Source organism: Serinibacter arcticus, from assembly GCF_003121705.1.
Taxonomy (GTDB): Bacteria; Actinomycetota; Actinomycetes; order Actinomycetales; family Beutenbergiaceae; genus Litorihabitans.
The window spans coordinates 209,865-233,883 of the sequence record NZ_PYHR01000002.1; the positions used below are offsets into that span (position 1 = coordinate 209,865).

Consider the following 24,019-nt stretch of genomic DNA (forward strand, 5'->3'; position numbering starts at 1 on the left):
CGGACGATCCCGATCGGGTGACGTGGCTCACCCCGGCGTAGCGTGGAGGCCATGACCTCTGTGCGCATCGGTGTCCAGCTCCAGCCCCAGCACGCCAGCTACTCCCAGATCCGCGACGCGGTGCTGCGCGCGGAGGAGGCCGGCGTCGACGTGATCTTCAACTGGGACCACTTCTTCCCTCTCTCCGGTGAGCCCGACGGCCTGCACTACGAGTGCTGGACGATGCTCGCCGCGTGGGCCGAGCAGACCGAGCGGGTCGAGCTCGGCGCGCTCGTCTCGTGCAACAGCTACCGCAACCCCGAGCTGCTGGCCGACATGGCCCGCACGATCGACCACATCTCGAACGGCCGCCTGATCCTCGGGATCGGCGCGGGGTGGTTCGAGCGCGACTACGCCGAGTACGGGTACGAGTTCGGCACGGCGGGCAGCCGGATCGCGGACCTGGGCCAGGCGCTGCCGCGCATCAAGGCGCGCTGGGCGAAGCTCAACCCGGCGCCGACGCGCGACATCCCGATCCTCATCGGCGGCAGCGGTCCCCGCAAGACGCTCCGACTCGTGGCCGAGCACGCCGACGTCTGGCACTCCTTCGGTGACGCCGCCGCGCTCCGCGAGCGCTCGGAGCTCCTCGCCGCGCACGGCGAGGACGTCGGCCGACCGTCGTCCGCCGTCGAGCGCTCGATCGGTGTCTCCGTGCCGCCGAGCGAGGTCGCCGACGAGCTGCTGGAGGCCGGCGCGACGTTCTTCACGGTCAGCACCGGCGGTCCCGACTACGACCTCGAGCTGACGAAGCAGTGGGTCGCCTGGCGCGACGAGCGCGCGGGCGCGAGCGCCTGAGCTGTCCCCAGGCGGTGGCGACGGCGGGCTCCCCACGGGGACCCGCCGTCGCGTCACGTCGTGGCCCGCGGCGACCTAGACTCGGGCCATGGCTTCCCTGATCCGTCGCGACGTCATCGCGACGGTGCGGGAGACGGCCAAGATCGAGGAGGTCGTCGGCGAGCACGTCGCGCTCCGCGGCGCCGGCGTCGGCTCGATGAAGGGCCTGTGCCCCTTCCACGACGAGCGCACGCCCTCCTTCCACGTCCGACCTCCCGTGGGCCTGTGGCACTGCTTCGGCTGCGGCGAGGGCGGCGACGTCATCTCGTTCGTCCAGAAGATCGACCACCTCCCGTTCGGTGAGGCCGTCGAGCGTCTGGCGGGCCGCTACAACGTCACGCTGGCCTACGAGGACGACGGCGTCGGCGGCCCGTCCCGGCCGCGCGAGGAGCCGGGCAAGCGCCAGCGCCTCGTCGAGGCCCACCGCGTCGCCGCGGAGTACTTCGCGCAGCAGCTCACCTCCCCGGAGGCCGCGACGGCGCGTGCCTTCCTCGCCGAGCGCGGCTTCGACCGCGCGGCCGCGGCGCACTTCGGCGTCGGCTACGCCCCCAAGGGTTGGGACTCGCTGCTGCGCCACCTCCAGGGCCGCGCGTTCACGCAGGCCGAGCTCGCCGCCGCCGGGCTGGTCTCGCAGGGCAACCGCGGCCACTACGACCGGTTCCGCGGACGCCTGATGTGGCCGATCCGCGACCTCACGGGTGACGTCATCGGGTTCGGCGCGCGGCGCCTGTACGACGACGACCCCGGGCCCAAGTACCTCAACACCCCCGAGACGCCGATCTACCACAAGGCCCAGGTGCTCTACGGGATCGACCTCGCCAAGAAGGCGATCTCGACCGGCCGCCAGGTTGTCGTGGTCGAGGGCTACACGGACGTGATGGCGTGCCACCTGGCCGGGATCACGACGGCGGTGGCCACCTGCGGCACGTCGTTCGGCAACGACCACACGCGGATCATCCGACGGCTGCTGGGGGACTCCCAGACCGGCGTCGCGGGCGTTCAGCTCTCCTCCGGCCACGCCGTCGGGGGAGAGGTCATCTTCACGTTCGACGGCGATGCCGCCGGCCAGAAGGCCGCGATGCGCGCGTTCGACGAGGACCAGCAGTTCGCCGCGCAGACGTTCGTGTCGGTCTCGGCCGACGGCCTGGACCCGTGCGACGTGCGCGTCCAGCACGGCGACGCCGCCGTGCGCAAGCTCATCGGGGACCGCGAGCCGCTGTTCGAGTTCGCCATCCGCACGGTGCTCTCGAACGTCGACATGGCGACGGCGGAGGGCCGGGTCGCGGGTCTGCGCGTCGCGGCACCGGTGGTCGCCACGATCCGCGACGTCGCCCTGCGCGCCGAGTACGCCCGGCAGCTCGCCGGCTGGGTCCAGATGGAGCCGACCGACGTGCGCAAGGCCGTCGGCGAGGCCGCGCGGCGGGCGCGCAGCACGCCGCCCGCCGGCTCCGGTGGCTCGGGTCCGGACCAGCGCCGCGGCCAGGGGCCGTCCGGCGGCCAGGGCGCTCGTGGAGGCGACCAGCGGGGCGACCGTCGCGACGGCGGTAGCGGGGCCCGCCAGGAAACCCCGCCACCGCCCTACCGCCTGCCCGACGACCCCGTGGCCCGGCTGGAGCGGCAGGTGCTCGAGGTGGCGCTCCAGCTGCCCGGCTTCGCCGCGCCCGCCGGCTTCGACGCGCTCGACGCGCAGGTCTTCCAGGTGCCGAGCCACCGCGCCGTGCACGACGCGATCCGCGCAGCCGGGGGAGTCTCCATCCCGGCCCGCACGACCGTCGAGCTCGGCGGCACCGCCGACGCCCACCGAGCCGCGTCCGCGCGCTGGGTGACCGAGGTGCTCGAGGGCGCCACGGACGCGCTGGCCCCGCTGGTGCGCCAGATGACCGTGGCGCCGATCCCCGCCGTCGAGACCGAGATGGAGGGTTACACGCTCGGCGTCGTGACGGCGCTGCGTCGGCTCGGTCTGACGCGGCAGATCGGCGATCTGAAGTCGCGCGCGCTCTCCCTGGACGCCACCGATCCGGAGGCCGGTCCGCTGTGGGCGCAGGCGTACGCGCTCGAGGAGGAGCGGCGACGCCTGGCGGAAGTCTGAGGCGCTGACGTCCGACGACAGTCGCCGGCGCTCAATCTGATTCAACTTTCCACTACGATAGTTGCGCAGAAGCGGCGCACGCGTTGGGCGCCAAGTTGCGCACGCCGATCACAGTTGGTTTAATACTGCACGAAGGCCCCCTCGGCCGAACGGCTCCGCCCCCTGCGCCGCTCGAACGAGGGGGCCTCTCTCATTGCCGCGGCCGGCCGGCGGAAGGCGCGTGGCCTCCTCGCGCACGTCCCTGACCGTCCCCGGGAGGGACGAGTTGACCCCGCCCAACCGTGGCGGCTGGGCGGGGTCGACCGCTCGGCTACCCGCGAAGAGCGTTGCAGGCGATGCCGTCCCTGTTGCCGTCGAGGCCGTAGACGTCACCGTAGAGCGGGAACCAGTACTCGAACGTGTCCTGCGCTGCGCGCCAGCTTCCGCCGAAGCTGTCGCAGTTGCGTGAGTCCGTCGGACGATTCGGCGTCCGGACCTGCGGCGCCGGAGAGCCCATCGCGCGCCACTCGGCGGCGGTCAGGATTCTGTTGAACGCCGGTCCGGCGTACCAGATGTTCGGGTCACGGTAGTTCTGGTAGACCGTGTCGCCGGGTACCCGGCCGACGACCTGCGGCGTGGGGAACGCCTCTGCCGCCCACTGGTTGTAGTTGATGCCGTACCCGCTGCCCCCGGCGATGTTGGTCATGCGGATGATGGTGTTGTCCCAGGAGTACTTGAAGAAGCCCTCGTTGGAGCGGTTGTTGAACGTCCCCACCTGGGCCTGGGCCCACTCGGAGGCGGTGAGCTTCTTGTACACGCCGTCGGGCGCGATCGCGAAAAGCTCCGGGCTGGTCGCCCACTTGTAGAAGTAGGTGCCCTCGATCCACCCTGCCGTGCTGGGCGCAGGGAAGCCGGCGCGCTGCCACTGGTCGTAGGTGACCTTGGCCCAGACCCACTCGCTTCGCTGGTCGCCGAAGAACGTCACCGCGTAGATGGTGGGCGACCAGGCGTACTTCTTGAACTCGGTCGGCGCGGGACGCGGCGCGGGGGACCCGAGGCTCTGCCATTCGGCGAAGGTGAGCTTGCGAATCTCGCCGCTGCTGGCGTTCACGTTGTAGAGGTCCCCGCTGTAGGGGATGGAGAAGACGCCGCTGGAGTAGATGGCGGCGTTGGCTGCGGGGGCGACGACAGCGGCGCCGGTCAGGCCGACGATCGCTGCGGCGAGGATCGCGCCGAGCCTTTTCATACGCTTCACGAGAAAGGTGCCTTTCGGAGATGTCAGGAGAGCGCGCCAGCGCTGGCGCACGGGATCACCGTAAAGCGGGCCGCTGAAAACCGCCTGCGGAGAAATGTCGGTTCCATCTCGTTCGGCAGGGTGGGGACGGACAGAGGTTTCGTGTGCCAAGAATGCGCCTCAAGGCCAAGAAGCATTGTTTAAGTGCGTTGTAGGACTTTGGGCCGCAGGAGCACCGCGGGCCGCGTTTCAGGGCGACGTGAGCCGCAGCTACAAGAATGCGGCGTTCGCGCGCGCCGGTCTCGAGCATCGAGAGCTCGATGGGCGGAGGGGCCTCGTCGGCCATCTCGTCACCCTGCCTGACTCCGCCACCCCATGCAGGTGGAGCAGTCAGGGGATCAGCGAGCTCGTTCTCGACGCCGCGCTCGCACCTGAAGAGACACGGCGAAGGTGCCGAGGGCGAGGAAGAGGAGCGCGAGAACGCCGTCCCGCGTGCCGCCGTCGAGGAACCACAGAACACCCCAGGAGGCAGCGAAGATGAGCCAGACCACGCCCATCGCGAGCATGTAGGGCGTCCAGACGAGGGCGGGCGGTCGTCGGCGCGGATCGGGGGCGTCCATCGATGCACCATGCCGGAGGAGGGTGCGCGCGGCGAGCCGGAAGATGGGGCTGGCCCCGGGTGGCCGCTGGGCCGATGCACGACCAGCCGCGGCGGGGACATGGAATCGTGGCGTTCAGGGCTCGGCTGCAGCGCTGACGGTGCCCCCTCTGGGGCTTGAACCCAGGACCGACGGATTATGAGTCCGCTGCTCTGACCGGCTGAGCTAAGGGGGCGGTCGCCGGCGTACCGGCGGCGTCGATCCTACGGCGACGACGACGGACGGGCCCCCTCGTCCATCACGAGGAGGCCCGTCCGTGTCGTGCGTCAGCGGCTCACCGGTTCACCCGAGCGGCCGCGGGGTGGTCACCTGTCCAGCTCGTCGAACCGGGAGAGGAAGGCGGCCATGGCGTCGCGGGCGACGGAGGAGAGCGGCTGGTAGATCGCCGTCCCGTCGTTGCCCTTCCAGCCGGTGGCCACGCCGGTCTCGGCGAGCCAGGTGATCTCGGCGTAGAACTGGTCCTGCGGCGTCACGTCCGTGAAGGGTGAGGTCGCCGGGCTCTCGTGCGCCGGCTCGTCGGCCAGACGGTAGAGGAACGCCGCCATCGCGTCACGGGCGATCGGCTCGAGCGGGCGGAAGGCGAACGTGCCGTCACCGTTGGCCCACCCGGTGGAGACGCCGCTCTCGGCCAGCCAGGCGATCTCCGTGTAGAACTGGTCGCCGACGTTCACGTCCGAGAACGGGGACGTCGCCGGAGCCGTGTAGCCCTCGGGCGCGACCAGGCGGTAGAGGAACGCCGCCATCGCATCGCGTGCGATCGGTGCGAGCGGCCGGAACGTGTACGTCCCGTCGCCCTCGTCCCAGCCCGTGGAGATTCCGCGCTGCGCCAGCCAGGAGATCTCGGCGAAGAACTGGTTGTCCGGCGCGACGTCGCTGAAGCTGCGCACGTAGGTGAGCGGCGGCGCGAACGTCGTGTGCTGCTGCGCCTGGGTCTGCTGCTCGAGCGCGTAGCCGAGGCCCAGCACCTGAGCGTCGTCCCAGGCCCGCCCGACGAGCTGCAGCGACGTCGTGTAGCCGTGCGGGTTGGTGCCGACGGGCACGACGACGGTCGGGAGGCCGACGTTCGACGTCAGGACGCCGCTCGCCCGGTCCGAGGTGAGCTGGCTCGCCGCGGCGTCGTTGTTGTACATGTCGCTGAGGAAGCCCGGGTAGACGACGGCGTCGACTCCCGCCGCGTCCATCCACGCGCCGATCTCGGTCTTGTAGGTCTTCCGGTAGGTGTCCCAGGCCGTCACCTGCTCCGGCGTCAGACGCTGGGTGGTGCCCAGGTTGCGGCGGTTGTAGGGAAGCACCTTGTCGGAGGCGAGGATCGCGTTGCCGTCGACGAACGGGAAGTTGTCGTGCAGCTCGATGTAGCGGGCCCAGCCCTCCATGCCCCGGCTGCCGCCGGGTGCACCCGGGACGACCGGCGGCGCGGTCATCTCCACGACCGTGGCGCCGGCCGCGACGAGTTCGTCCAGGCGCTCGCGCGCGGACTCCCCGGTGCCGTCGTCCGCGTAGCTGGAGGTGAACGAGGTGGGGATGTAGCCGACGACGGCGCCCTCGAGGGCCTCGGCGTCGAGCGAGGTCGTCCAGTCCGCGGGGCGGCGGGCGTCGGCCTCGACCGTCAGCGGGTCGCCCGCGTCGGTCCCGGTGGTGGCGTTGAGCAGGTAGGCCAGGTCGGTGACGGTGCGGGCGATCGGCCCGGCGTAGTCCTGGTACCAGGTCAGGGGGATGACGCCGTGGCCGCTGGCCATGCCGTCGGTGCCGCGGAACGTCGTGAGCGAGGCGCCCGTCGTCGGCGCGTACAGCGAGACGCCCGTCTGGGTGCCCATCGCGGCCGTCGCGAGGCTCGTGGCGACGGCGACGGCGGAGCCGCCCGACGAGCCGAACGACGTCTTCGACGGGTACAGCGCGTTCCACGTCTGCATCCAGCCCGACTCGCTCTGACCGCCCGAGTTGGCGAACTCAGAGAGGTTGGCCTTCCCGATGACCACCGCCCCGGCCTCGCGGAGCTTCGCGACCTGGAACGCGTCCTGGGCGGGCTGGAAGCCCTCGAGCGCCCGGGTGCCACCCGTGGTCGGCATGTCGTAGGTGTCGTAGAGGTCCTTCAGCGCGATCGGGATCCCGAGCAGCTCACCGCTCGTCCCCGCCGCGCGGGCCGCGTCGGCCGCGCGGGCCTGCTCGACCGCGTCGTCAGCGACGTGGAGGTAGGAGTGGAAGCCCTGCGGGCCGCCGTCGTACACCGCGATGCGGTCGAGGTAGGCCTGCGTGATCTGCTCCGACGTCACGACGCCGGCGGTCATGTCCGCCTGGAGCTGCTCGATCGTCTTCCCGACGACGTCGTAGTCCACCGACGTGAACGGGGCGGGGGCACCCGGTGCCGCGGGCGGGTTCACGGTCGTCACGGCGTCGCAGGCCGCGGCGTCGTAGCCCGGCAGCGCGGTGACGTCCCAGTTCTCCAGGGTGCAGACCTGGGCGATGGTGAGGCCCGCGAGGTCCGGAGCGGCGCTGAGGGCCGCCAGGCTCTGCTCGGCGGCGGGGAGACGCTCGGCGCCCTGCGTGCCGACGTGCACGAAGCGGGCGAGAGAGCTGGAGGTGCCGGGCTCGATCGTGAGCTCGTTCACGAAGCCGTAGAACGACGCCTCGTGGCCGGTGGTGGACAGCGGCGTCTCGAACGGGTCGCGCTGCTGGTTGCCCGTCCCCGTCAGCGTTCCGGGGGCGCCGAGCACGACGCCCACCGGGCGCGAGTTGGCCACCGTCGTCGCCATCACGGCCCACGCGTCGGAGGAGTCCACGGTCGTGTCCCCGCTCGACGTCGCGCGGACGAGGCTCTGGTTGGTCCCGGTGCCGTAGCCGAGCGAGCCGCCGAAGGAGACCTGCACCGTGAGGGGCGCGTCGGTCGTGTTCGTGAACGAGTCGACGAACCGGGCGGCGGTGCCGGCGGAGTCCAGGTCGAGGTCGCGCGTCACCAGGACGCCGCCCAGGTCGACCGACTGCGTCGTGTCGAAGGAGAGGTCACCGGTCTGGGTCAGCCCGAAGCCGCGGGCCAGCTCGCCGTTGAGGCGGGGCTCGTCGGCGGGGTCGAGGCCGTCGACGCGGACGAAGATGCCGCCGAAGCCCTGGATCGGGGAGCCGCTCGCCAGGCGGATGCTGCCGGTGTCGAGGCCGGGCGGGGCGGCGTCGTGGACCTGCCACTGGATGCCGCGGGCGTCGGTGACGTAGGTGAGCGCGCTCGCGGGGACGACGGCGCCGGTGAGTGCGACGGCGACGGCGGCAGCCCCGGTCAGGAGGCGCCGTCGGCGGAGCGTGGCGGGAGAGGGTGACGAGGAGAGTGGCATGACCAGCTTTCGTGCTCGGTGCGGTGCCCCCCGCCCGTCCATACGACAGGTCGCGCGTGTCGCGGGCGTTACGCCCGAGGCCCACCTCTGTTTCGACGTCCCGCGCGCTAGGTTCGGAGCATGGCTCTGTTCCGTCGTCCCGCCCGCCTGCCCGCCGAAATCGCCGCCCGGATCCCGGGGGCGACGCCGATCGCGGTCGCCGAGGTCGTCGGGGGAGGCTGGCTCGTCCTGACCGCCCGCGAGTGGATCGACGTCCCTGCCGGCGCCGACGCCGCTGTGGCACGCCACGGGTGGCACGAGGTCGACAACGCCCAGTGGCTGACGGACACGAACGCGCTCCAGGTGCGGTGGATCGACGGCGTCTCGCGGGAGGTCCGGCTCGTGGGGGAGGACCCGCGCGTGCCGCAGGTGGTTCGCGAGCGTGTGGAGGCCTCGATCGTCCACGTGGTCTCCGGTGACCTTCCCGGCGGCGTCCAGGTGCGAGCCGTCGTCCGGCGCGACGGCGACGGTGCGCTCTCCAGCCAGGTCAGCGTGGTCGGCACGGCGGCCACGAGCCCTGCGATGGCGCGGCTCGCGACCGAGCTGGAGGCCCGCGCGAGGGCCGACGTCGGGCTCCCCGAGTAGCGGTGTGGTCGAAGCAGCTCGTCGGCGCTGGTAATGTTTCTTACCGCGATCCCGCATAGCTCAATTGGCAGAGCATCCGACTGTTAATCGGACGGTTGATGGTTCGAGTCCATCTGCGGGAGCCACCTCGACCCCCGTCGGCCAGCAGGCCGGCGGGGGTCGTCGCATCTCCGACGCCACGGCGTCCGGCCCGCGACGAATCCCGCCGCCGGGCGCGGCCATCTGCGAGAATGTTGGCCGACGCGTCCGTACCGAAGGGGACACCTGTGGCCTACCAGTTCAACCCGCCGCCCGGCTGGCCGACCCCGCCCCAGGGATGGTCCCCGCCCGAGGGGTGGGAGCCCGACCCGTCGTGGCCCTCGCCGCCCGAGGGCTGGGCGTTCTGGGTCGAGGAGTCCGCCGCCGCGCCGACGCCGCCGCCCGCGAGCGAGCCGCAGCCGTTCAGCCAGCAGCTCCCGCCGGCGTCGTTCCCCGGGTCCACGCCGTCCTCGGCGCAGCAGCCGGCGAGCCCGCCGCCGCCCGCGTCGTTCCCCGGTTCCTCCGCCACGCCGTCGCAGCAGCAGTCGTCCGCGCAGCAGCCGACGCAGCAGTTCCCGTCGCAGCAGCCGCCGACCCAGCAGCTGCCGTCGTCCTCGACGCCGGCGCCTCCCGCGCCCTACCAGGGCGCCCCCACGCAGCAGCTCCCGAGCCAGGGCTTCGGCAGCCAGGGCTTCGGCCTCCCGGGCGCCGGCCACGGCGGCGACCCCTCCTACTCCGCCGCTCCGGCCCCGTACTCGGGCGAGCCGACGGCGCAGCTCCCGTACGCGACGGACCCCTCGGCCTTCGGCGGGTCGCCCCCGAGCTACGCGACGGGTGGCTTCGGCGGTCAGCCGGGCGGGCCGGGTGGCCCCGGCGGTCCTGGTGGGCCGGGCGACCCCGGGAGCAAGAAGCAGAACGTCGGACTCCTGATCGGCATCATCGTGGGCGCGGTGGTGATCCTCGGTCTGGGCGCCTTCTTCCTGTTCCGGGCCCTGACGAGCAACGAGGCGGACCCGACGCCCTCGCCGAGCACGTCCGCGACGGCCGACCCCACCACGGACCCGACCACCACGGACCCCACCGAGGACCCGACGACGGACACCCCGACGGAGGACCCCACCACCGACGAGCCCACCGAGGACCCGACGACGGACGACCCCGCGCCGCCGGCCGGGGGCAGCGCGCCCGCCGGCACGGTGGAGGTGGCGCTGGGCGCCCCGTACGACGTCACGGACTTCGACGGCGCCGTCGAGGGCACGATCACCCTCACGGAGATGGCCTGGGACCCGGAGTGCACCTCGTCCTTCGGGGCCGACGCGGAGGGCCGCCTCCTGGCGCTGCGCTTCGACGTGACCGTCCCCAACCCGACCCCGTCGGGTGACGCCTTCACGCTGAACACCTTCTACTTCGACGCGTTCAGCGACTCCGCCAACACCGGGACCTCCTGGAGCTTCTGCGACGTCGCCGACGCGCTGCCCTCGGACGTCCAGCCCGGCGCCTCGGCCTCCGGCTGGGTCGTCGTGGACGTGATGGAAGGATCGACCTGGATCACCTACGAGCCCCTGTTCGGGCTCGGCGGTGACAGCGCCGCCTGGCGCCTCCCGAGCTGAGGTCGGTCCCGCTCCATGGCTTTTCGTGACATCCGTGTGATCGGCGACCCGGTGCTCCGCACCCCGTGCGCCCCCGTCACCGTCGTCGACGACCGCGTCCGCGCCCTCGTCGATGACCTCCTGGAGACCGTCGACCACGACGGGCGCGCCGGCCTCGCCGCCAACCAGATCGGCGTCGGACTGCGCGCCTTCTCGTGGAACATCGACGGCGACGTCGGCTACGTCCTCAACCCCACGATCGTGGAGCTCTCGGAGGAGGTGCAGGACGGCGACGAGGGCTGCCTCTCCGTCCCGAGCCTGTGGTTCCCGACGGCGCGCGCCTGGTACGCGCGGGTCGTGGGCACCGATCTCGACGGCGGCGAGGTCGTCGTCGAGGGTGAGGAGCTCATGGCCCGCTGCCTGCAGCACGAGGTCGACCACCTCGACGGGATGCTCTACATCGACCGCCTCGAGCGGTCGGTCCGCAAGAAGGCGATGCGCGCGCTCCGCGACCTCTGACCGGCACCCTCGCGCACTCCCGGAAGCCCCGGGGGTGCGCGAAGTGCTGTTCATCGGGCATAGTGGTGCCACTCCGTTGCCGCATGGCACCGACGGTCAGGTTCGAGCGCGTTGGGGAAGACGTCACTCGAAACGACTGGAGGGTCGACATGCCGGGTCCTACCCGCGGTGTTATTTTCGTGCACTCTGCGCCCCGGGCTCTCTGCCCGCACGTCGAGTGGGCGGCAGCATCCGTACTCACGGGCCGTCCGGTCATCGACTGGACGGCGCAGCCCGCCGCGCCCGGGATGCTGCGCACCGAGATCTCCTGGACCGGCCCCGTCGGTACCGGCGCCCGCCTCACCTCCGCCCTGCGCGGCTGGGACCACCTGCGCTACGAGGTGACGGAGGAGGCCACGACCACGACGGACGGCTCGCGCTGGTCGCACACGCCTGACCTCGGCATCTTCCACGCCCAGACCGACCGCGTCGGCAACGTCGTCGTGCCCGAGGACCGCATCCGTGCGGCGCTGGTGCACGCCGGTGACCCCGTGCGCCTCGCGCAGGCGCTCGACCTGGCCCTCGGCCAGGCGTGGGACGACGAGCTGGAGCCCTTCCGCTACGCCGGCGCCGGCGCTCCCGTGCGCTGGCTACACCGCGTCGGCTGACGCCCGGACCTCCGGGGCGGGATCGCAGCCCGCCCCGGGACCACGACGACGGCCCCCGTCACCTTCGCAGGTGACGGGGGCCGTCGTCGTCGGGGCTGGTGCCTCAGGCCGAGGCGACGATGAGGCTCACGTTGTGCCCGCCGAACCCGAACGAGTTGTTCAGCGCGGCGATCTGACCCGACCGCAGCTCGCGCGGCGACGTCGCGACGTCCACCGGCAGGCGCGGGTCAGGGTCGTGCAGGTTGATGGTCGGGGGAGCGACGTGGTTGGCCACGGCGAGCACGGTGAAGACCGTCTCGAGCGCGCCGGCGCCGCCCAGCAGGTGGCCCGTCATGGACTTGGTCGCCGAGACGACGACGTCACCCATCACGCTCGCGATGGCCTCGGCCTCGCCGATGTCGCCGGCGGGCGTGGAGGTGGCGTGGGCGTTGGCGTGCACGACGTCCTCGGCCGTGAGGCCGGCGTCGACCAGGGCCGAGCGCATCGCGCGGGCCTGCCCGGCGGCGTCGGGAGCGGCGATGTCGCCGGCGTCCGAGCTCATGCCGGCACCCGCGAGGCGGGCGTAGACCTTGGCGCCGCGGGCGCGGGCGTGCTCCTCGCTCTCGAGCACGACGACCCCGGCACCCTCGCCCAGCACGAAGCCGTCGCGGGTGGAGTCGTAGGGCCGCGAGGCGGTCTCGGGGGAGTCGTTGCGGGTGGAGAGCGCCTGCATCCGGGCGAAGGCGGCGATCGGGAGCCCGTGCACGCACGCCTCCGTGCCGCCGGCCACGACGACGTCGGCGCGACCCGAGCGGATCATGTCCAGCCCGTAGGCGATGGCCTCGGCGCCGGAGGCGCACGCGGAGACGGTCGCGTGCGTCCCGGCCTTGGCGCCCAGCTCGATCGAGACGTAGGCGGCGGAGGAGTTCGGCATCAGCATCGGGACCGTCATCGGCAGGACGCGGCGCGGGCCGCGCTCCTTGAGCGTGTCCCAGCCGTTCATGAGGGTCCAGAGACCACCGAGACCGGTGCCGACCACGACGCCGAGACGCTCGCCGTCGACCTCGGGGGCGCCGGCGTCGGCCCACGCCTCGCGGGCGGCGACCATGGCGACCTGCGCGGAGCGGTCCATGCGGCGGGTCTCGGGGACGGTGAGGACCTCGGAGGGCTCGACGGCGAGCTCGGCGGCGAAGGTGACCGGGAGGTCGAGCGCCGTGACCCAGTCGTGGGTCATCGTCGCGACGCCGGACGTGCCAGCCAGGGCGGCGGCCCAGGAGTCGGCGGCGGTGCCGCCGATCGGAGACGTCGCACCGAGTCCGGTGACGACGACGGTGCGAGCGGCTGACATCAGTCGGTCTCCTCGAGGTGGTGGGGTGGGGGATGGGCGACGGCCGCGCCGAGCGCGGCCGTCGCACCGTCAGTGCGTGGGGCGCTGGATCAGGCCTGCGCGCCGGTGATGAAGCGGACGGCGTCGCCCACGGTCACGAGGTTCTTGACCTCGTCGTCGGGGATGGTGACGCCGAACTTGTCCTCGGCCTGCGTGACGATCGTCATCATCGACAGCGAGTCGATGTCGAGGTCGTCGGTGAAGGACTTCTCCAGCTCGACCGAGTCGGTCGGCAGGCCGGTCTCCTCGTTGACGATCTCGGCGAGGCCCGTGAGGATCTCCTGCTCGGTGTAAGCCATGGTGCTTCTCCTAGGTGAAGGTGTGTGGTGCGGGTCAAGTGTTCCAGCCCGGGCGCGCGTGGCGAACCCGGCGCGCGGGATCAGGGCAGGACGACGACCTGGGCCGCGTAGGCGAGACCGGCGCCGAAGCCGATCTGGAGCGCGATCTGCCCGGAGCGGGCCTGGCCCTCGCGCAGGAGTCGCTCGGTCGCGAGCGGGATCGACGCGGCCGAGGTGTTGCCGGTGTCGGCGATGTCGCGGCCGACCACGACGTCCTCGCGCAGGCCGAGCATCTTTACGAGCTGGTCGATGATGCGCATGTTGGCCTGGTGGGGGATGAACACGTCGATGTCGTCGAGCTCGAGGCCCGCGGCGGCGACGGCCTGGCGCGCGATCTCCGGGATCGAGGAGATGACCCACTTGAAGACGCTCGGGCCCTCCTGGCGCAACGTCGGCCACGCGGCGGCGTCGACCGTGGCCGGGACGCCCTCGCCCTGGTCCTGGCGCAGCTCGAGCCACGGCGTCGTCTGCGTGATGTGACCGGCGAGCGACCCGTCCGAGCCCCACACGGTCGGGGCGATGCCCGGCGTGTCCGAGGGGCCGACGACGGCGGCGCCCGCGCCGTCGCCCAGCAGGAAGGAGATGCTGCGGTCCGTCGGGTCGATGAAGTCGCTCATGCGCTCCACCCCGACGACCAGCACGTTGCGGGCCTGGCCCGAGCGGACCAGCGCGTCGGCCTGGCCGATGCCGTAGCAGTAGCCGGCGCACGCCGCGGAGACGTCGTAGGCGGCGGCCGGCGTGGCGCCGATGGCGTCCGCGAGACGGGCGGCCAGCGACGGCGTCTGCTCGAAGTAGGTGACGGTCGACAGCAGCACGACGTCGATCTGGTCCGGCGTGACGCCGGAGGCCTCGAGCGACTCGTTGGCGGCGATCACGGCCATGTCGAGGATCGAGGTCTCGGGGTTGGCGCGTCGGCGCGTGACGATCCCCGTCCGCTGCCGGATCCACTCGTCGGAGGAGTCGATCGGGCCGATGATGGCCGCGTTGTCGACGACCTGTTCGCCGCGGAAGCCTCCGACGCCCAGGATGCGGGTGCCGGCGACGGGCTGGATCTGCTTGAGCTGGACGGTCATGCCGCTCCTTCGCTGTGCTCGGCCACCAGCGCGGCGGCCGAGGCGAGGTCGTCGGGGGTCTTGATGGCCACGCGGGCCACGTCGGGAAGGGTACGCCGGGCGAGGCCGGCCAGGACGCCGCCGGGGGCGAGCTCCACCAGGCCGGTGACGCCGAGCGCGCCGAGCCGGTCCTGGCACAGGTCCCAGCGCACCGGCGAGACGATCTGCGACGAGAGGCGGCGAAGCACCTCGGTCCGGTCGCCGAAGCCGACGCCGTTACCGCCGTCGGGGGCGACGGCGAGCCCGCCGTCGGTGTTGGACAGCAGCGTCAGCCGGGGGTGCTCCGCCGTCCACTCGGCCACGACGGCCTCGAAGCTCTCGTGCGCGGTCGCCATCAGCGGCGTGTGGAACGCCCCGGCGACCTGCAGCGGGACGACGCGGGCCTTGGCGGGCGGGCCGGCGGCCAGGGCCGCCAGCGCCTCGTGCGAGCCGGCCGCGACGACCTGACCGGCACCGTTGACGTTCGCGGGCCAGGCGCCCGCGCGCTCGATGGCCGCGAGGACCTCGTCGGGGTCGCCCCCGAGCAGGGCGGTCATGCCGGACGGGTTGGCCGCGGCGGCCTGGGCCATGAAGCGCGCCCGGGCGGAGACCAGGGCGACGGCGGACGCGGCGTCGAACAGGCCGGCCACCGAGGCGGCGGCGAACTCGCCGACGGAGTGACCGGCGGCGACGTCCACGAACGAGGCGGCGTCACGGCCGGCCGCGAGCGCGTGGAACGCGATCAGCGACGTCGCCACGATGAGCGGCTGCGCGATCGCGGTGTCGCGGATCGTGTCGGCGTCGGAGACGGTGCCGTGGGTCGTCAGGTCGGTGCCGGAGGCCTCGCTCAGGGAGTCGAGGAGCTCGGGCACACCGTCGAGGTCGAGCCACGGGGAGAGCATGCCGGGGGACTGGGCGCCCTGTCCGGGCGCGAGGATGGCGAGCACGTCTCCAGCATGCCGCGCCGGACCCGTCGTGGTGGGATGACGACGCGGACAAGGGCGCGCGTGTCGTTTGTAGGTTTCCTACGAGGCGCCGCTCGAGCCGGCGCCGAGGCGCCCGAGCACGAGGGCGATCTGGAGGACGAATCCCTCGCGCGCGTCCATCGCGTCCCAGCCGGAGACCTGGGCGATGCGGCGCAGCCGGTAGCGGACCGTGTTGGGGTGCACGAACAGGGTCCGCGCGGCCGCCTCCAGCGAGCGACCGGACTCCAGGTAGGCGGCGAGGGTCTCCACGAGGGGACCCGGGGCGGCGTCCAGCAGGTCGTGCACCTCGCGCAGCGCGGTGAGGGCCTCGGCGTCCCCGGCGAGCGCACGCTCGGGCAGCAGGTCGGCCGCCAGCGCGGGTCGGGGGGCGTCGGGCCAGCCGCGCGCCGCCGTGAGGCCGGCCAGGGCGATGCGGGCGGAGCGACCCGCGCGGGTGACGTCGGCGACCTCGGGCCCCAGCACCACCGGACCCGCCGAGAACCTCGGCAGCAGTGCCTCGGCCGACCGGCGCAGGTCGCCCTGGCCGCCCAGCACCACGATGATGCGGTCGCCGTGGATCCCGACGAGCGCGTCGGCGGCCGTGCGGCGGGCGGCCCGTCGCAGGTCGGCCGCCATGCCCTCGTCGATCGGCCCCTCGACGGTGCCGACCATCGTCAGGACAGCGCCCGTGCCGCTCCAGCCCAGGGCCGCGACGCGCGAGCGGAGACCGTCGTCGTCGCCCCGCAGCAGCGAGTCGACGGCGAGCGCCTCCATCCGCGCGTCCCACGCGCCGCGCGCCTCGGCGGCGCGGGCGTAGACCTCGGCGGCCGAGAAGGCGACCTCCCGGGAGTACACCAGCACGGCCTCGCGCAGCTGCGAGGCGCGCGCGGGGGAGGCGATCTCGTCGGTGTGCTCCTCGACGATCTCCACCACGATCCGCACCAGCGCGAGCGCGTGCTGCAGCGAGATCGACCGGATCAGCTCGGGCGGGGCGGCCCGGAAGATCTCGGCGGCGTTGTAGGTGGTGGGGGCCGGGTTCTCGTACCAGTCGATGAACGTCGTGATGCCCGAGGTGGCGACGAGGCCGATCCAGGACCGGTCGTCGGCGGGCAGGGCGCGGTACCACGCGACGTCGGAGTCCAGCCGGCGCAGGGCGGCGGCGGTGAGGACGTCGGTGCGGCCGCGCAGGCGACGGATCGTCTCGGCATCGGCGCTGCGTCGGACTCCCACGACGATCAGCCTACGGCGTCGCCGCCGGCCGCCGCTCGCGCGCTGTTGTAGACCTGCCACAACGCGAGGTCCTGACGAACTCGCCACTGTGCTTGCGGCGTCGACCGGCTAGGGTAAAGAAATGGCATTGATGAGCTGGTTGCGCCGTCTCGGCGAACGCGAGTCCCGTCCTGCACCCGCCGAGCGGGTCCTCACCCATCGCGAGAGCACTCCCGCGGAGCACGAGCTGCGTGAGCAGCTGGCGCACGACCCCAACGACGAGGCCGCGTTCGACGCCCTCGTCGAGATCGTCCGCGAGCGCGCGGACGAGGGGACGCACCTCGACCCCCTGACCGCCGCCCCCGAGACCCCCGTCGCTCAGGACCACGCCGTGTGGGCCCTGGCGGAGGAGCTCGCGGGTCAGCCGCGCGCGTGGCTGCCGCTCATCGTCCTCGCGCGGCTGTCGCTCGAGGCCGACCACGAGTCCGCCATGCGCCGCCTGCACCTCGCGTGCGAGCGCGAGACCACCGGGCTGGCGCTGACGCACGCCGTCGCGATGCTGCGCGACGCCGACGCCCCCGCCGAGGCCATCGCCTTCGGCGTCTCCCACTGGGAGCTCGCGTCCCGCGACCCCGAGGCCGGGGGAGAGGTCGTCCTGGCGGCGCTGGAGACGGGCCGTATCGAGGAGGCCCGCCGCCTGCTGGACTCGCTCGAGGCCACCACGCCGGCGCTCAGCGCCCGCATCGGCGACCTGAACCGCCTCGTCGAGGCCGCGGAGGACCGCACCGCCTGACCACCCGAGCCGCGAGCGCGGCCGACGCAGACACGAGAGGGGCGGACCGGCATCAGCCGGTCCGCCCCTCTCGTGGTGCTCGGGGTGGTGACGTCAGGCGTCGCCGCCCGCGTTGCCGGTGGTGCCGGCGGTGACGTCGAGCAGGCGGTACTTCTCGATCGCCTTCGCCGGGGCGTCGGAGGCCACCTCGCCGCGGCGCGCGAGCACCTGCAGCGTCTTGACCACCAGCGAGTGGCTGTCGATGAGGAAGTGACGACGCACGGCGGAGCGCGTGTCCGAGAGGCCGAAGCCGTCGGCACCGAGCGTCGCGTACTCGCCCGGGATCCACGCTCGCAGCTGGTCGGGGACCAGGTGGTCGTAGTCCGACGTCGCCACGAACGGCCCGTTCGCACCCTGGAGCTTCTGGGTGAGGAACGGCACGGGAGCCTCGGCGCCCGGGTTGACGAACGCCTCGCGGTCGGCGCGCAGCGCGTCGCGGCGCAGCTCCGACCAGGAGGTCACCGACCACACGCCGGCACGCACGCCCCACTCCTCGGCGAGGATCTGGCGCGCCTCGAGCGCCCACGGCACCGCCACGCCGGACGCGAGCAGCTGGGCCTGGGGGCCCTCGCCCTCGGGCTCGGCGAGGTTGTAGATGCCGCGCAGGATGCCCTCGACGTCGACGTTCTCCGGCTCGACCGGCTGCACCATCGGCTCGTTGTACACCGTGAGGTAGTACATGACGTTCGGGTCGCTCTCGAGACCCGAGACCCGGCTGGAGCCGTACATGCGCTCGATGCCGTCGCGGACGATGTGGCGGATCTCGTACCCGTAGGCCGGGTCGTAGTGGACGATCGCCGAGTTCGTGCCCGCCAGCAGCGGCGAGTGGCCGTCGGCGTGCTGGAGACCCTCACCCGTGAGGGTGGTGCGCCCCGCCGTCGCGCCGATGAGGAAGCCGCGCGTCAGCTGGTCCCCGGCCGCCCAGAACTGGTCGCCCGTGCGCTGGAAGCCGAACATCGAGTAGTAGATGTAGAACGGCACGAGCGCCTCGCCGTGCGTGGCGTAGGACGTGCCGACCGCCTGGAACGCGGAGGCCGAACCGGCCTCGTTGATCCCGGTGTGCATGATCTGACCCGCGTCCGACTCCTTGTAGCTGAGCATGAGGTCGCGGTCCACGGACAGGTAGTTCTGACCGAGGGTGTTGAAGATCTTGGCGCTCGGGAAGATCGAGTCCAGGCCGAACGTGCGGGCCTCGTCAGGAATGATCGGGACGATCCGCTTGCCGAACTCCTTGTCCTTGACCAGGTCCTTGAACAGCCGGACGAACGCCATCGTGGTGGCGACCTCCTGCTGTCCCGAGCCCTTGGCCAGGAGCTGGTACGTCTTGTCGCCGGGGACCTGCACGGGGGTGAAGGTCGAGCGACGCTCGGGCACGAAGCCGCCGAGCTCGCGACGACGCTCGAGCATGTACTCGATCTCGGGGGCGTCCGCGCCGGGGTGGAAGTACGGCGGGAGGTAGGGGTTCTCCTCCAGCTGCGCGTCCGTCAGCGGGATCTCGAGGGAGTCGCGCAGGAGCTTGGCGTCCTCGGGCTTGAGCTTCTTCATCTGGTGCGTGGCGTTGCGGGCCGCGAAGCCCGGGCCCAGGCCGTAGCCCTTGACCGTGTGCGCCAGGATGACCGTCGGGGCGCCCTTGAACTCGGTCGCGGCCTTGTAGGCGGCGTACACCTTGCGGGCGTCGTGGCCGCCGCGCTTCATGGCCCACAACGTGTCGTCGGAGAGGTCCTCGACCATCTCCTTCGTGCGCGGGTCGCGGCCGAAGAAGTGCTCGCGGATGAAGCCGCCCGACTCCGCCTTGAAGGTCTGGTAGTCGCCGTCGGTCGTGGAGGACATGATGTCGACCAGCGCGCCGTCGGTGTCGCGGGCGAGCAGCTCGTCCCACTCGCGGCCCCAGACGACCTTGACGACGTTCCAGCCGGCGCCGCGGAAGAAGCCCTCGAGCTCGGTGATGATGCTGCCGTTGCCGCGAACCGGGCCGTCGAGGCGCTGCAGGTTGCAGTTGACCACGAACGTCAGGTTGTCGAGCTTCTGCTGGGCGGCGAGCTGCAGCATGCCGCGCGACTCGGGCTCGTCCATCTCGCCGTCGCCGAGGAAGGCCCACACGCGCTGCGCGCTGGTGTCCTTGATGCCGCGGAGCTCGAGGTAGCGGTTCGTCCACGCCTGGTAGATCGCGCCGGACGGGCCGAGACCCATCGAGACGGTCGGGAACTCCCAGAAGTCCTGCATGAGGCGCGGGTGCGGGTAGGACGGCAGGCCGCCGCCCGGGTGGGACAGCTCCTGGCGGAACCCGTCGAGGCGGTCGGCCGAGAGGCGACCCTCCATGAAGGCGCGGGCGTACATGCCGGGGGAGGCGTGACCCTGGAAGTAGATCTGGTCGCCACCGCCCTGGTGGTCCTTGCCCTGGAAGAAGTGGTTCAGGCCCACCTCGTAGAGCGTCGCGACGGACGCGTAGGAGGAGATGTGGCCGCCGACGCCGACGCCGGGGCGCTGGGCCCGGGTCACCATGACGGCGGAGTTCCACCGCAGGTAGTCGCGGTAGCGGTTCTCGATCGCCTCGTCACCGGGGTAGGAGGGCTCGGCGTCGACGTCGATCGTGTTGATGTGGGGCGTGGTCACCCCGCTGGGCACCGACAGGCCGCGCTTGGAGGCGCGGTCGATGACGGCGGAGATCACCGTCTGGGCGTGATCCTCGCCCCTCGAGTCGACGAGGGCGTCGACGGAGTCGATCCACTCGGTGCGCTCCTCGGCGGCGTCGTCACCGGCGAAGGTGGAGTCTGATGCGGTCACGGACTCTCCAGCTCATTGAGGTCGTGGCCCGCGCGGTAGCAGGGGCCGTTGCGTGATCCCCCGCGGTGGGCGGACCTGGACACGTGCGGACGGATCGTCCGGAGCGCCCGCAACAGCCTATCGAGACTGGGAGCCGGTTGCGGCCCGCGTGTCGGGTGGCGGACCAGCGCGCCCGGAAGGCACGGTGGCCCCGGCGGGCGGTAGTCTCGCGGAAACGTAACCGATGGACGTCACGACGAGTGACGCACACCACGAAAGGCAGTTGACGTGACAGCGACGACCGACCCGGCGGCAAGTGGCGCCGGTCGACTGGGATTTTCCGCGGACCAGGTCATCCAGGAGTGGGGGTTCGACGACGACGTCGACCAGGACTTCCGCGACCAGCTCTCGGACGACGTCGGCGTGGAGCTGGTCGACGAGGACTACGGCGACGTGACCGACTCGGCCATCGTGTGGTGGCGGAGCGACGACGGTGACAGCACCGACCTGGAGGACCTCCTCGTCGACGCCGCCAGCGCCCTCGACGACGGCGGCCTGATCTGGGTGCTCGTCCCCAAGATGGGCACGCGGGGCCACGTCCCCGCCGCGGAGATCGGTGAGGCCGCGCAGACCGCGGGCCTGCAGCCGACCACCTCGCTCAGCGCAGCCCCCGGCTGGCTGGGCGTCCGCCTCGCCGCACCCGGCCGCGGCAAGTAGCGCCCTTGGTCCCCGACCTCGCCCTGGCCCTGCCCTTCGGGCAGCAGGTCACGCTCGGGGAGCTCCGCGGGACACCGACCCTGCTGGTCTTCGTGCCGCTCGCGTTCTCGCCGATCTGCACGGGCGAGCTGCGCGACGTCGCCGACGCGCTTCCCTCGCTCGCCCCGGCCCGGGTGCTGGTGGTCTCGTGCGACTCGGCCGCCGCGCTCCACGCGTGGCGGGAGAGCGAGGGCGTGGGCGTCGAGGTCGCCTCCGACTTCTGGCCCCACGGGGCCGTCGCGCGGGCGTTCGACGCGTTCGACCCGGCACGCGGCTGGCCGGTGCGACGCACCGTGCTGCTCGACGGCGGAGGGGAGCCGGTGTGGTGCGACACGTCCCCCGGGGGCCGGCCGCGGGACGTGGGCGACGCCGTCGCCGCCGTCGCTCGCCTGACCCGCGGGTAGCGTGGTCGACGTGAGCCAGCCGACCGTCACCTCGACGTCCTCCCCGACGTACCCGCCGGGCAGCACGTACTCGGTGCCCGAGCCGCGCCGGGGGGCGGCGTTCAGCCCCGCGCAGGCGACCCCGTACGACCGGCTTCCCCGGACGCTGCGCTGGGAGTGGTGGCGCCCGCTCGTCGCACTGACGGTCTTCGGCGTCCTGGCCGTGATCGGCTCCGTCGCCGTGGTCGGCGTCGCGATGGTCGCCGTCGTGCTCGAGGGTGGCGCGGCCGGCCCCGCCCAGCTCGACGCCCTCCTGGACCGCCTGCTCGCGATCGACGCGACCGACTCCCTCGTCCTCGTGCTCTCGCTCGCCTCCATCGCCGTCTGGCTGCCCGCCGTCGCCGGTGCGCTGCGGATCGCGGGGATGCGCCCGATCGGCCACGTCTCGTCCGTCGTGCTGCGGCTGCGCTGGCGCTGGCTCCTCACGTGCAGCGTCCTCGCCGTCGCGACCCTCGCGCTCAGCCTCGGCCTGAGCTTCGGCCTCGGCGCACTGGTGGGGCAGAACGCGACGCCGGTCTGGACCTCGTTCGACCGCCTCTGGCTCCCGCTCCTGATCATCATCCTGCTGGTGCCGTTCCAGGCCGCCGCCGAGGAGTACGTGTTCCGCGGGGTCCTCGTGCAGGCGCTCGGCTCGTGGCTCCCGCGCCGCGCGTGGTCCCGCGTCATCGTGGTCGTCGTGCCGACGATCGCGTTCGTCCTCAGCCACGGGTACGGCCTGTGGGGACTGCTGGACGTGGGCGTGTTCGCGCTCGCCGCGATGTGGGTCACCCTGCGCACCGGGGGCCTCGAGGCGGCGATCGCGCTGCACGTCGTCAACAACGTCGTCGTCTTCACGGCACTGGCCAGCGGCGCGTTCGGGACCACCGTCAACGGGGACGAGGGCGGGTCGCTCGCGGGCGTCCTCATCACCGTCATCACGTCGATCGGGTACTGCTGGATCGTGGAGATCCTCGCGAACCGACGCGGCCTCGAGCGGACCTCGTCCTGGCCCGAGCGCGGACCCGTCGCGCCCCTGGCGCTGCCCGTCCCGCACCCCGTGGCGGGGTGGACCGGGACTCCCACGCACGACCTGGTCGGATCCGCGCGCTGAGGCGATGGGGAGTTCTGCCCCCGGTTCGGTGCGGGAGTTCGGCCCGATTCCTCGTAGGGTTGACCCGACACCACATCGGACCGGCTGACTTCGGACCGACTCTGACAACACGAGGGGCAACACCCATGTCGAAGCGCAACATCTTCCTGGTCCTGCCGATGGCGGCCGCGCTCGCCCTGTCGGCGTGCGGTGGCGGCAGCGGCGGCGCCGAGCGTCCGTCCGCCGACGAGATCGCCGACGTCTTCACGTCCGGCGCCGAGGAGCTCGGCGGCGTGGCGCTGCCCGAGGAGCAGGCCACCTGCATCGCCGAGGCGCTCGAGGCCTCCGACGTCTCCGACGAGACGCTGCGCGCGATGGTCGACCTCGACGAGGACTACTCGCCGAGCGACGAGGAGACCACGCTCTTCACCGACACGATCACCTCGGCCGCCACGGAGTGCGTCACGGGCTGATCAGCACCACTCGTTCGCGGCGGTCCGCCACGTCCTTCGCCGGAAGGCGTGGCGGGCCGCCGTTCGGGGCTCATAGCTCAGCTGGTTAGAGCGCCACGCTTACACCGTGGATGTCGGGGGTTCGAATCCCTCTGGGCCCACCACGGGCACAAGGCTCGAACCCTTGCCAACGGCATCGTTGGCTGGGGTTCGGGCCTTGTCGTTGTTCTGGGTCCAGTTGAGCGCGTTGGCGTTGACCTCGGGGTCGAGGAGCATCTCGAAGGGCCGGTTGTTCTCGACGAGGATTTCGTCGTCTTCGTCGATGTAGACCTTGGTGAAGAAGGCTTGGTTGCACAGTCGTCGGTTGGCGTCGTCGCAGCGCTGGTAGATGTCGGCGCAGCTAGCCAGAAGTCCGAGGGCGTCGTCGAGATGGGCGCGGGCGTCGGCGTAGTCGCCGTGGTGGGCGTCGATACGCCGGTTGAGGCCGTCGAGTTCGCCGAGGATGCTGTCTTGTTCTCGTTTGAGGACGGGTAGCGGGATGGCGTCGGCGTAGTGGGCTTGCATGAGCCAGTCTTGTTCGTGTTCGAGCCGGTCGCGGTGCTTGGTGAGGCGTTCGAGTTCGTCGGTTTCGGCGGCCATGGGTCGGTCGAACTCGTGGCGGAGCATCCCGGAGAGGGCTTCGCGCTGGGCGGGGCTGATCTGCACGCTACATGCCCACCAACCGGCTGCTTGACGCGATCCGACGCCGACGCAACTTGAAGTTGGGCATCCCCGCGATGCTCCTTGCCGTTCCCTACCTGCTGATCACGAACATCTGCACCAACGCCCTCGACCAGGGTGCCCCAGGCTGGCTGCATCTGGTCGTGCTCTGGTCGGTGTGGAACGCGATGAAGTTCATCATCATGGGGCCGATCAGCCTCGTCCTTCTGGTGCGCGCCCGTATCCAGAGGCTGCTGCAGTCACCGGGATCGAACACTCAAGACCCTGAGCCGGACTCCGCGCCAGGAGGAACCGACTACCTACGTCGCGGCGCGGTAGCCCTCGCCGGGACAGGCCTCACTTGATCCGCGTGCGTAGTCACGCTCGCGGCGGTCCAGAGGCAGGCCGCGAACTAGCACGCCCTATCGGTGCGTTGGTGTCCCTTCACGCGCCTGCCGGTCGCTCTAGAATGGAGCCTGAGTAGC

The 24,019-nt window shown here is 72.1% G+C and carries 22 protein-coding genes and 3 tRNA genes; 15 read left to right on the forward strand and 10 right to left on the reverse strand.

All coding sequences use genetic code 11. From position 1 onward, the window contains the following. The first annotated feature begins 51 nt into the window (after nucleotides 1-51). Together C8046_RS01025 and dnaG are read left to right on the forward strand one after the other, a co-directional pair. On the forward strand, nucleotides 52-834 hold the full coding sequence (locus tag C8046_RS01025) for an LLM class F420-dependent oxidoreductase (protein ID WP_109227895.1): 783 nt from the start codon (nucleotides 52-54) through the stop codon (nucleotides 832-834). An 88-nt stretch (nucleotides 835-922) separates the two neighbouring features. Next, nucleotides 923-2,962, forward strand: a complete 2,040-nt coding sequence (gene dnaG / locus C8046_RS01030; RefSeq protein ID WP_109227896.1) for a DNA primase — start codon at nucleotides 923-925, stop codon at nucleotides 2,960-2,962. A gap of 310 nt (nucleotides 2,963-3,272) precedes the next feature. Here dnaG and C8046_RS01035 read toward each other — a convergent pair whose 3' ends face one another. From C8046_RS01035 to C8046_RS01050, 4 genes are all read right to left on the reverse strand, one after another. Further along, a complete protein-coding gene (locus C8046_RS01035; RefSeq protein ID WP_146197020.1) occupies nucleotides 3,273-4,196 on the reverse strand; it encodes a hypothetical protein in 924 nt (307 codons plus the stop codon). A 377-nt stretch (nucleotides 4,197-4,573) separates the two neighbouring features. Further along, nucleotides 4,574-4,795 (reverse strand): hypothetical protein, encoded by a 222-nt coding sequence (locus tag C8046_RS01040; protein ID WP_109227898.1) that lies wholly within the window; start codon nucleotides 4,793-4,795, stop codon nucleotides 4,574-4,576. A 140-nt stretch (nucleotides 4,796-4,935) separates the two neighbouring features. Then, nucleotides 4,936-5,009, reverse strand: a tRNA-Ile gene (locus C8046_RS01045). Between the two features lie 130 nt (nucleotides 5,010-5,139). After that, nucleotides 5,140-8,154 carry an amidase family protein gene (locus C8046_RS01050; RefSeq protein ID WP_199224358.1) on the reverse strand — a complete coding sequence of 1,005 codons (3,015 nt, stop codon included), beginning with the start codon at nucleotides 8,152-8,154 and terminating at the stop codon, nucleotides 5,140-5,142. Between the two features lie 120 nt (nucleotides 8,155-8,274). Here C8046_RS01050 and C8046_RS01055 point away from each other — a divergent pair, with 120 nt between their 5' ends. The 5 genes from C8046_RS01055 to C8046_RS01075 all read left to right on the forward strand — a co-directional run bounded on the left by C8046_RS01055 (nucleotide 8,275) and on the right by C8046_RS01075 (nucleotide 11,551). Beyond that, the gene (locus tag C8046_RS01055; protein ID WP_109227899.1) at nucleotides 8,275-8,778 is read left to right on the forward strand and encodes a hypothetical protein; all 504 of its coding nucleotides are present in this window, start codon (nucleotides 8,275-8,277) and stop codon (nucleotides 8,776-8,778) included. A gap of 49 nt (nucleotides 8,779-8,827) precedes the next feature. Next, a tRNA-Asn gene (locus C8046_RS01060) sits at nucleotides 8,828-8,903 on the forward strand. 141 nt (nucleotides 8,904-9,044) lie between these two features. Continuing rightward, a complete protein-coding gene (locus C8046_RS01065; protein WP_109227900.1) occupies nucleotides 9,045-10,406 on the forward strand; it encodes a hypothetical protein in 1,362 nt (453 codons plus the stop codon). A 15-nt stretch (nucleotides 10,407-10,421) separates the two neighbouring features. Next, nucleotides 10,422-10,904, forward strand: a complete 483-nt coding sequence (def, locus tag C8046_RS01070; protein ID WP_109227901.1) for a peptide deformylase — start codon at nucleotides 10,422-10,424, stop codon at nucleotides 10,902-10,904. 149 nt (nucleotides 10,905-11,053) lie between these two features. Further along, complete coding sequence (locus C8046_RS01075) at nucleotides 11,054-11,551, forward strand: DUF3145 domain-containing protein (RefSeq protein WP_109227902.1); 498 nt, start codon at nucleotides 11,054-11,056, stop codon at nucleotides 11,549-11,551. 103 nt (nucleotides 11,552-11,654) lie between these two features. Here the strand turns inward: C8046_RS01075 and C8046_RS01080 are convergent, their stop codons facing one another. From C8046_RS01080 to C8046_RS01100, 5 genes are all read right to left on the reverse strand, one after another. Continuing rightward, the gene (locus C8046_RS01080; RefSeq protein WP_109227903.1) at nucleotides 11,655-12,878 is read right to left on the reverse strand and encodes a beta-ketoacyl-[acyl-carrier-protein] synthase family protein; all 1,224 of its coding nucleotides are present in this window, start codon (nucleotides 12,876-12,878) and stop codon (nucleotides 11,655-11,657) included. An 89-nt stretch (nucleotides 12,879-12,967) separates the two neighbouring features. Beyond that, on the reverse strand, nucleotides 12,968-13,216 hold the full coding sequence (locus C8046_RS01085; RefSeq protein WP_109227904.1) for an acyl carrier protein: 249 nt from the start codon (nucleotides 13,214-13,216) through the stop codon (nucleotides 12,968-12,970). A gap of 80 nt (nucleotides 13,217-13,296) precedes the next feature. Beyond that, nucleotides 13,297-14,328, reverse strand: a complete 1,032-nt coding sequence (locus tag C8046_RS01090) for a beta-ketoacyl-ACP synthase III (RefSeq protein ID WP_109227905.1) — start codon at nucleotides 14,326-14,328, stop codon at nucleotides 13,297-13,299. Further along, entirely contained in the window at nucleotides 14,325-15,293 is a 969-nt protein-coding gene (locus C8046_RS01095; protein ID WP_109227906.1) for an ACP S-malonyltransferase, read from the reverse strand. The genes C8046_RS01090 and C8046_RS01095 overlap by 4 nt, the downstream gene beginning before the upstream one ends. Nucleotides 15,294-15,371: 78 nt before the next feature. Continuing rightward, nucleotides 15,372-16,541 carry a PucR family transcriptional regulator gene (locus C8046_RS01100; RefSeq protein ID WP_235866018.1) on the reverse strand — a complete coding sequence of 390 codons (1,170 nt, stop codon included), beginning with the start codon at nucleotides 16,539-16,541 and terminating at the stop codon, nucleotides 15,372-15,374. A 121-nt stretch (nucleotides 16,542-16,662) separates the two neighbouring features. On the opposite strand from C8046_RS01100, the gene C8046_RS01105 reads away from it, so the two are divergent. Beyond that, nucleotides 16,663-17,313, forward strand: a complete 651-nt coding sequence (locus C8046_RS01105; protein ID WP_146197021.1) for a hypothetical protein — start codon at nucleotides 16,663-16,665, stop codon at nucleotides 17,311-17,313. Between the two features lie 93 nt (nucleotides 17,314-17,406). Here the strand turns inward: C8046_RS01105 and aceE are convergent, their stop codons facing one another. Further along, nucleotides 17,407-20,136 (reverse strand): pyruvate dehydrogenase (acetyl-transferring), homodimeric type, encoded by a 2,730-nt coding sequence (aceE, locus tag C8046_RS01110; RefSeq protein WP_109227908.1) that lies wholly within the window; start codon nucleotides 20,134-20,136, stop codon nucleotides 17,407-17,409. A 267-nt stretch (nucleotides 20,137-20,403) separates the two neighbouring features. Here aceE and C8046_RS01115 point away from each other — a divergent pair, with 267 nt between their 5' ends. From C8046_RS01115 to C8046_RS01145, 7 genes are all read left to right on the forward strand, one after another. Beyond that, nucleotides 20,404-20,832 (forward strand): DUF3052 domain-containing protein, encoded by a 429-nt coding sequence (locus C8046_RS01115; RefSeq protein WP_109227909.1) that lies wholly within the window; start codon nucleotides 20,404-20,406, stop codon nucleotides 20,830-20,832. Nucleotides 20,833-20,837: 5 nt separating this feature from the next. Continuing rightward, entirely contained in the window at nucleotides 20,838-21,275 is a 438-nt protein-coding gene (locus tag C8046_RS01120; protein WP_158277098.1) for a redoxin domain-containing protein, read from the forward strand. A 10-nt stretch (nucleotides 21,276-21,285) separates the two neighbouring features. Further along, entirely contained in the window at nucleotides 21,286-22,404 is a 1,119-nt protein-coding gene (locus C8046_RS01125) for a CPBP family intramembrane glutamic endopeptidase (RefSeq protein ID WP_146197022.1), read from the forward strand. A 125-nt stretch (nucleotides 22,405-22,529) separates the two neighbouring features. Next, nucleotides 22,530-22,856 carry a hypothetical protein gene (locus tag C8046_RS01130; protein WP_109227912.1) on the forward strand — a complete coding sequence of 109 codons (327 nt, stop codon included), beginning with the start codon at nucleotides 22,530-22,532 and terminating at the stop codon, nucleotides 22,854-22,856. A 66-nt stretch (nucleotides 22,857-22,922) separates the two neighbouring features. Continuing rightward, nucleotides 22,923-22,999 (forward strand) — tRNA-Val (locus tag C8046_RS01135). Between the two features lie 181 nt (nucleotides 23,000-23,180). Beyond that, nucleotides 23,181-23,369, forward strand: coding sequence for a hypothetical protein (locus tag C8046_RS17975; protein WP_146197023.1), 189 nt, complete (start codon nucleotides 23,181-23,183; stop codon nucleotides 23,367-23,369). A gap of 176 nt (nucleotides 23,370-23,545) precedes the next feature. Continuing rightward, entirely contained in the window at nucleotides 23,546-23,899 is a 354-nt protein-coding gene (locus C8046_RS01145) for a hypothetical protein (RefSeq protein ID WP_235866019.1), read from the forward strand. Nucleotides 23,900-24,019 lie beyond the last annotated feature (120 nt).

Excerpts from the sequence above, each read along its gene's own strand:
- C8046_RS01085 (WP_109227904.1), bottom strand. The coding sequence starts at position 13,216 with ATGGCTTACACCGAGCAGGAGATCCTCACGGGCCTCGCCGAGATCGTC.
- C8046_RS01145 (WP_235866019.1), top strand. The coding sequence starts at position 23,546 with ATGCCCACCAACCGGCTGCTTGACGCGATCCGACGCCGACGCAACTTG.
- C8046_RS01055 (WP_109227899.1), top strand. The coding sequence starts at position 8,275 with ATGGCTCTGTTCCGTCGTCCCGCCCGCCTGCCCGCCGAAATCGCCGCC.
- C8046_RS01080 (WP_109227903.1), bottom strand. The coding sequence starts at position 12,878 with ATGTCAGCCGCTCGCACCGTCGTCGTCACCGGACTCGGTGCGACGTCT.
- C8046_RS01090 (WP_109227905.1), bottom strand. The coding sequence starts at position 14,328 with ATGACCGTCCAGCTCAAGCAGATCCAGCCCGTCGCCGGCACCCGCATC.
- C8046_RS01105 (WP_146197021.1), top strand. The coding sequence starts at position 16,663 with ATGGCATTGATGAGCTGGTTGCGCCGTCTCGGCGAACGCGAGTCCCGT.
- C8046_RS01075 (WP_109227902.1), top strand. The coding sequence starts at position 11,054 with ATGCCGGGTCCTACCCGCGGTGTTATTTTCGTGCACTCTGCGCCCCGG.
- C8046_RS01025 (WP_109227895.1), top strand. The coding sequence starts at position 52 with ATGACCTCTGTGCGCATCGGTGTCCAGCTCCAGCCCCAGCACGCCAGC.
- C8046_RS01130 (WP_109227912.1), top strand. The coding sequence starts at position 22,530 with ATGTCGAAGCGCAACATCTTCCTGGTCCTGCCGATGGCGGCCGCGCTC.
- C8046_RS01040 (WP_109227898.1), bottom strand. The coding sequence starts at position 4,795 with ATGGACGCCCCCGATCCGCGCCGACGACCGCCCGCCCTCGTCTGGACG.
- def (WP_109227901.1), top strand. The coding sequence starts at position 10,422 with ATGGCTTTTCGTGACATCCGTGTGATCGGCGACCCGGTGCTCCGCACC.
- dnaG (WP_109227896.1), top strand. The coding sequence starts at position 923 with ATGGCTTCCCTGATCCGTCGCGACGTCATCGCGACGGTGCGGGAGACG.
- C8046_RS01050 (WP_199224358.1), bottom strand. The coding sequence starts at position 8,154 with ATGCCACTCTCCTCGTCACCCTCTCCCGCCACGCTCCGCCGACGGCGC.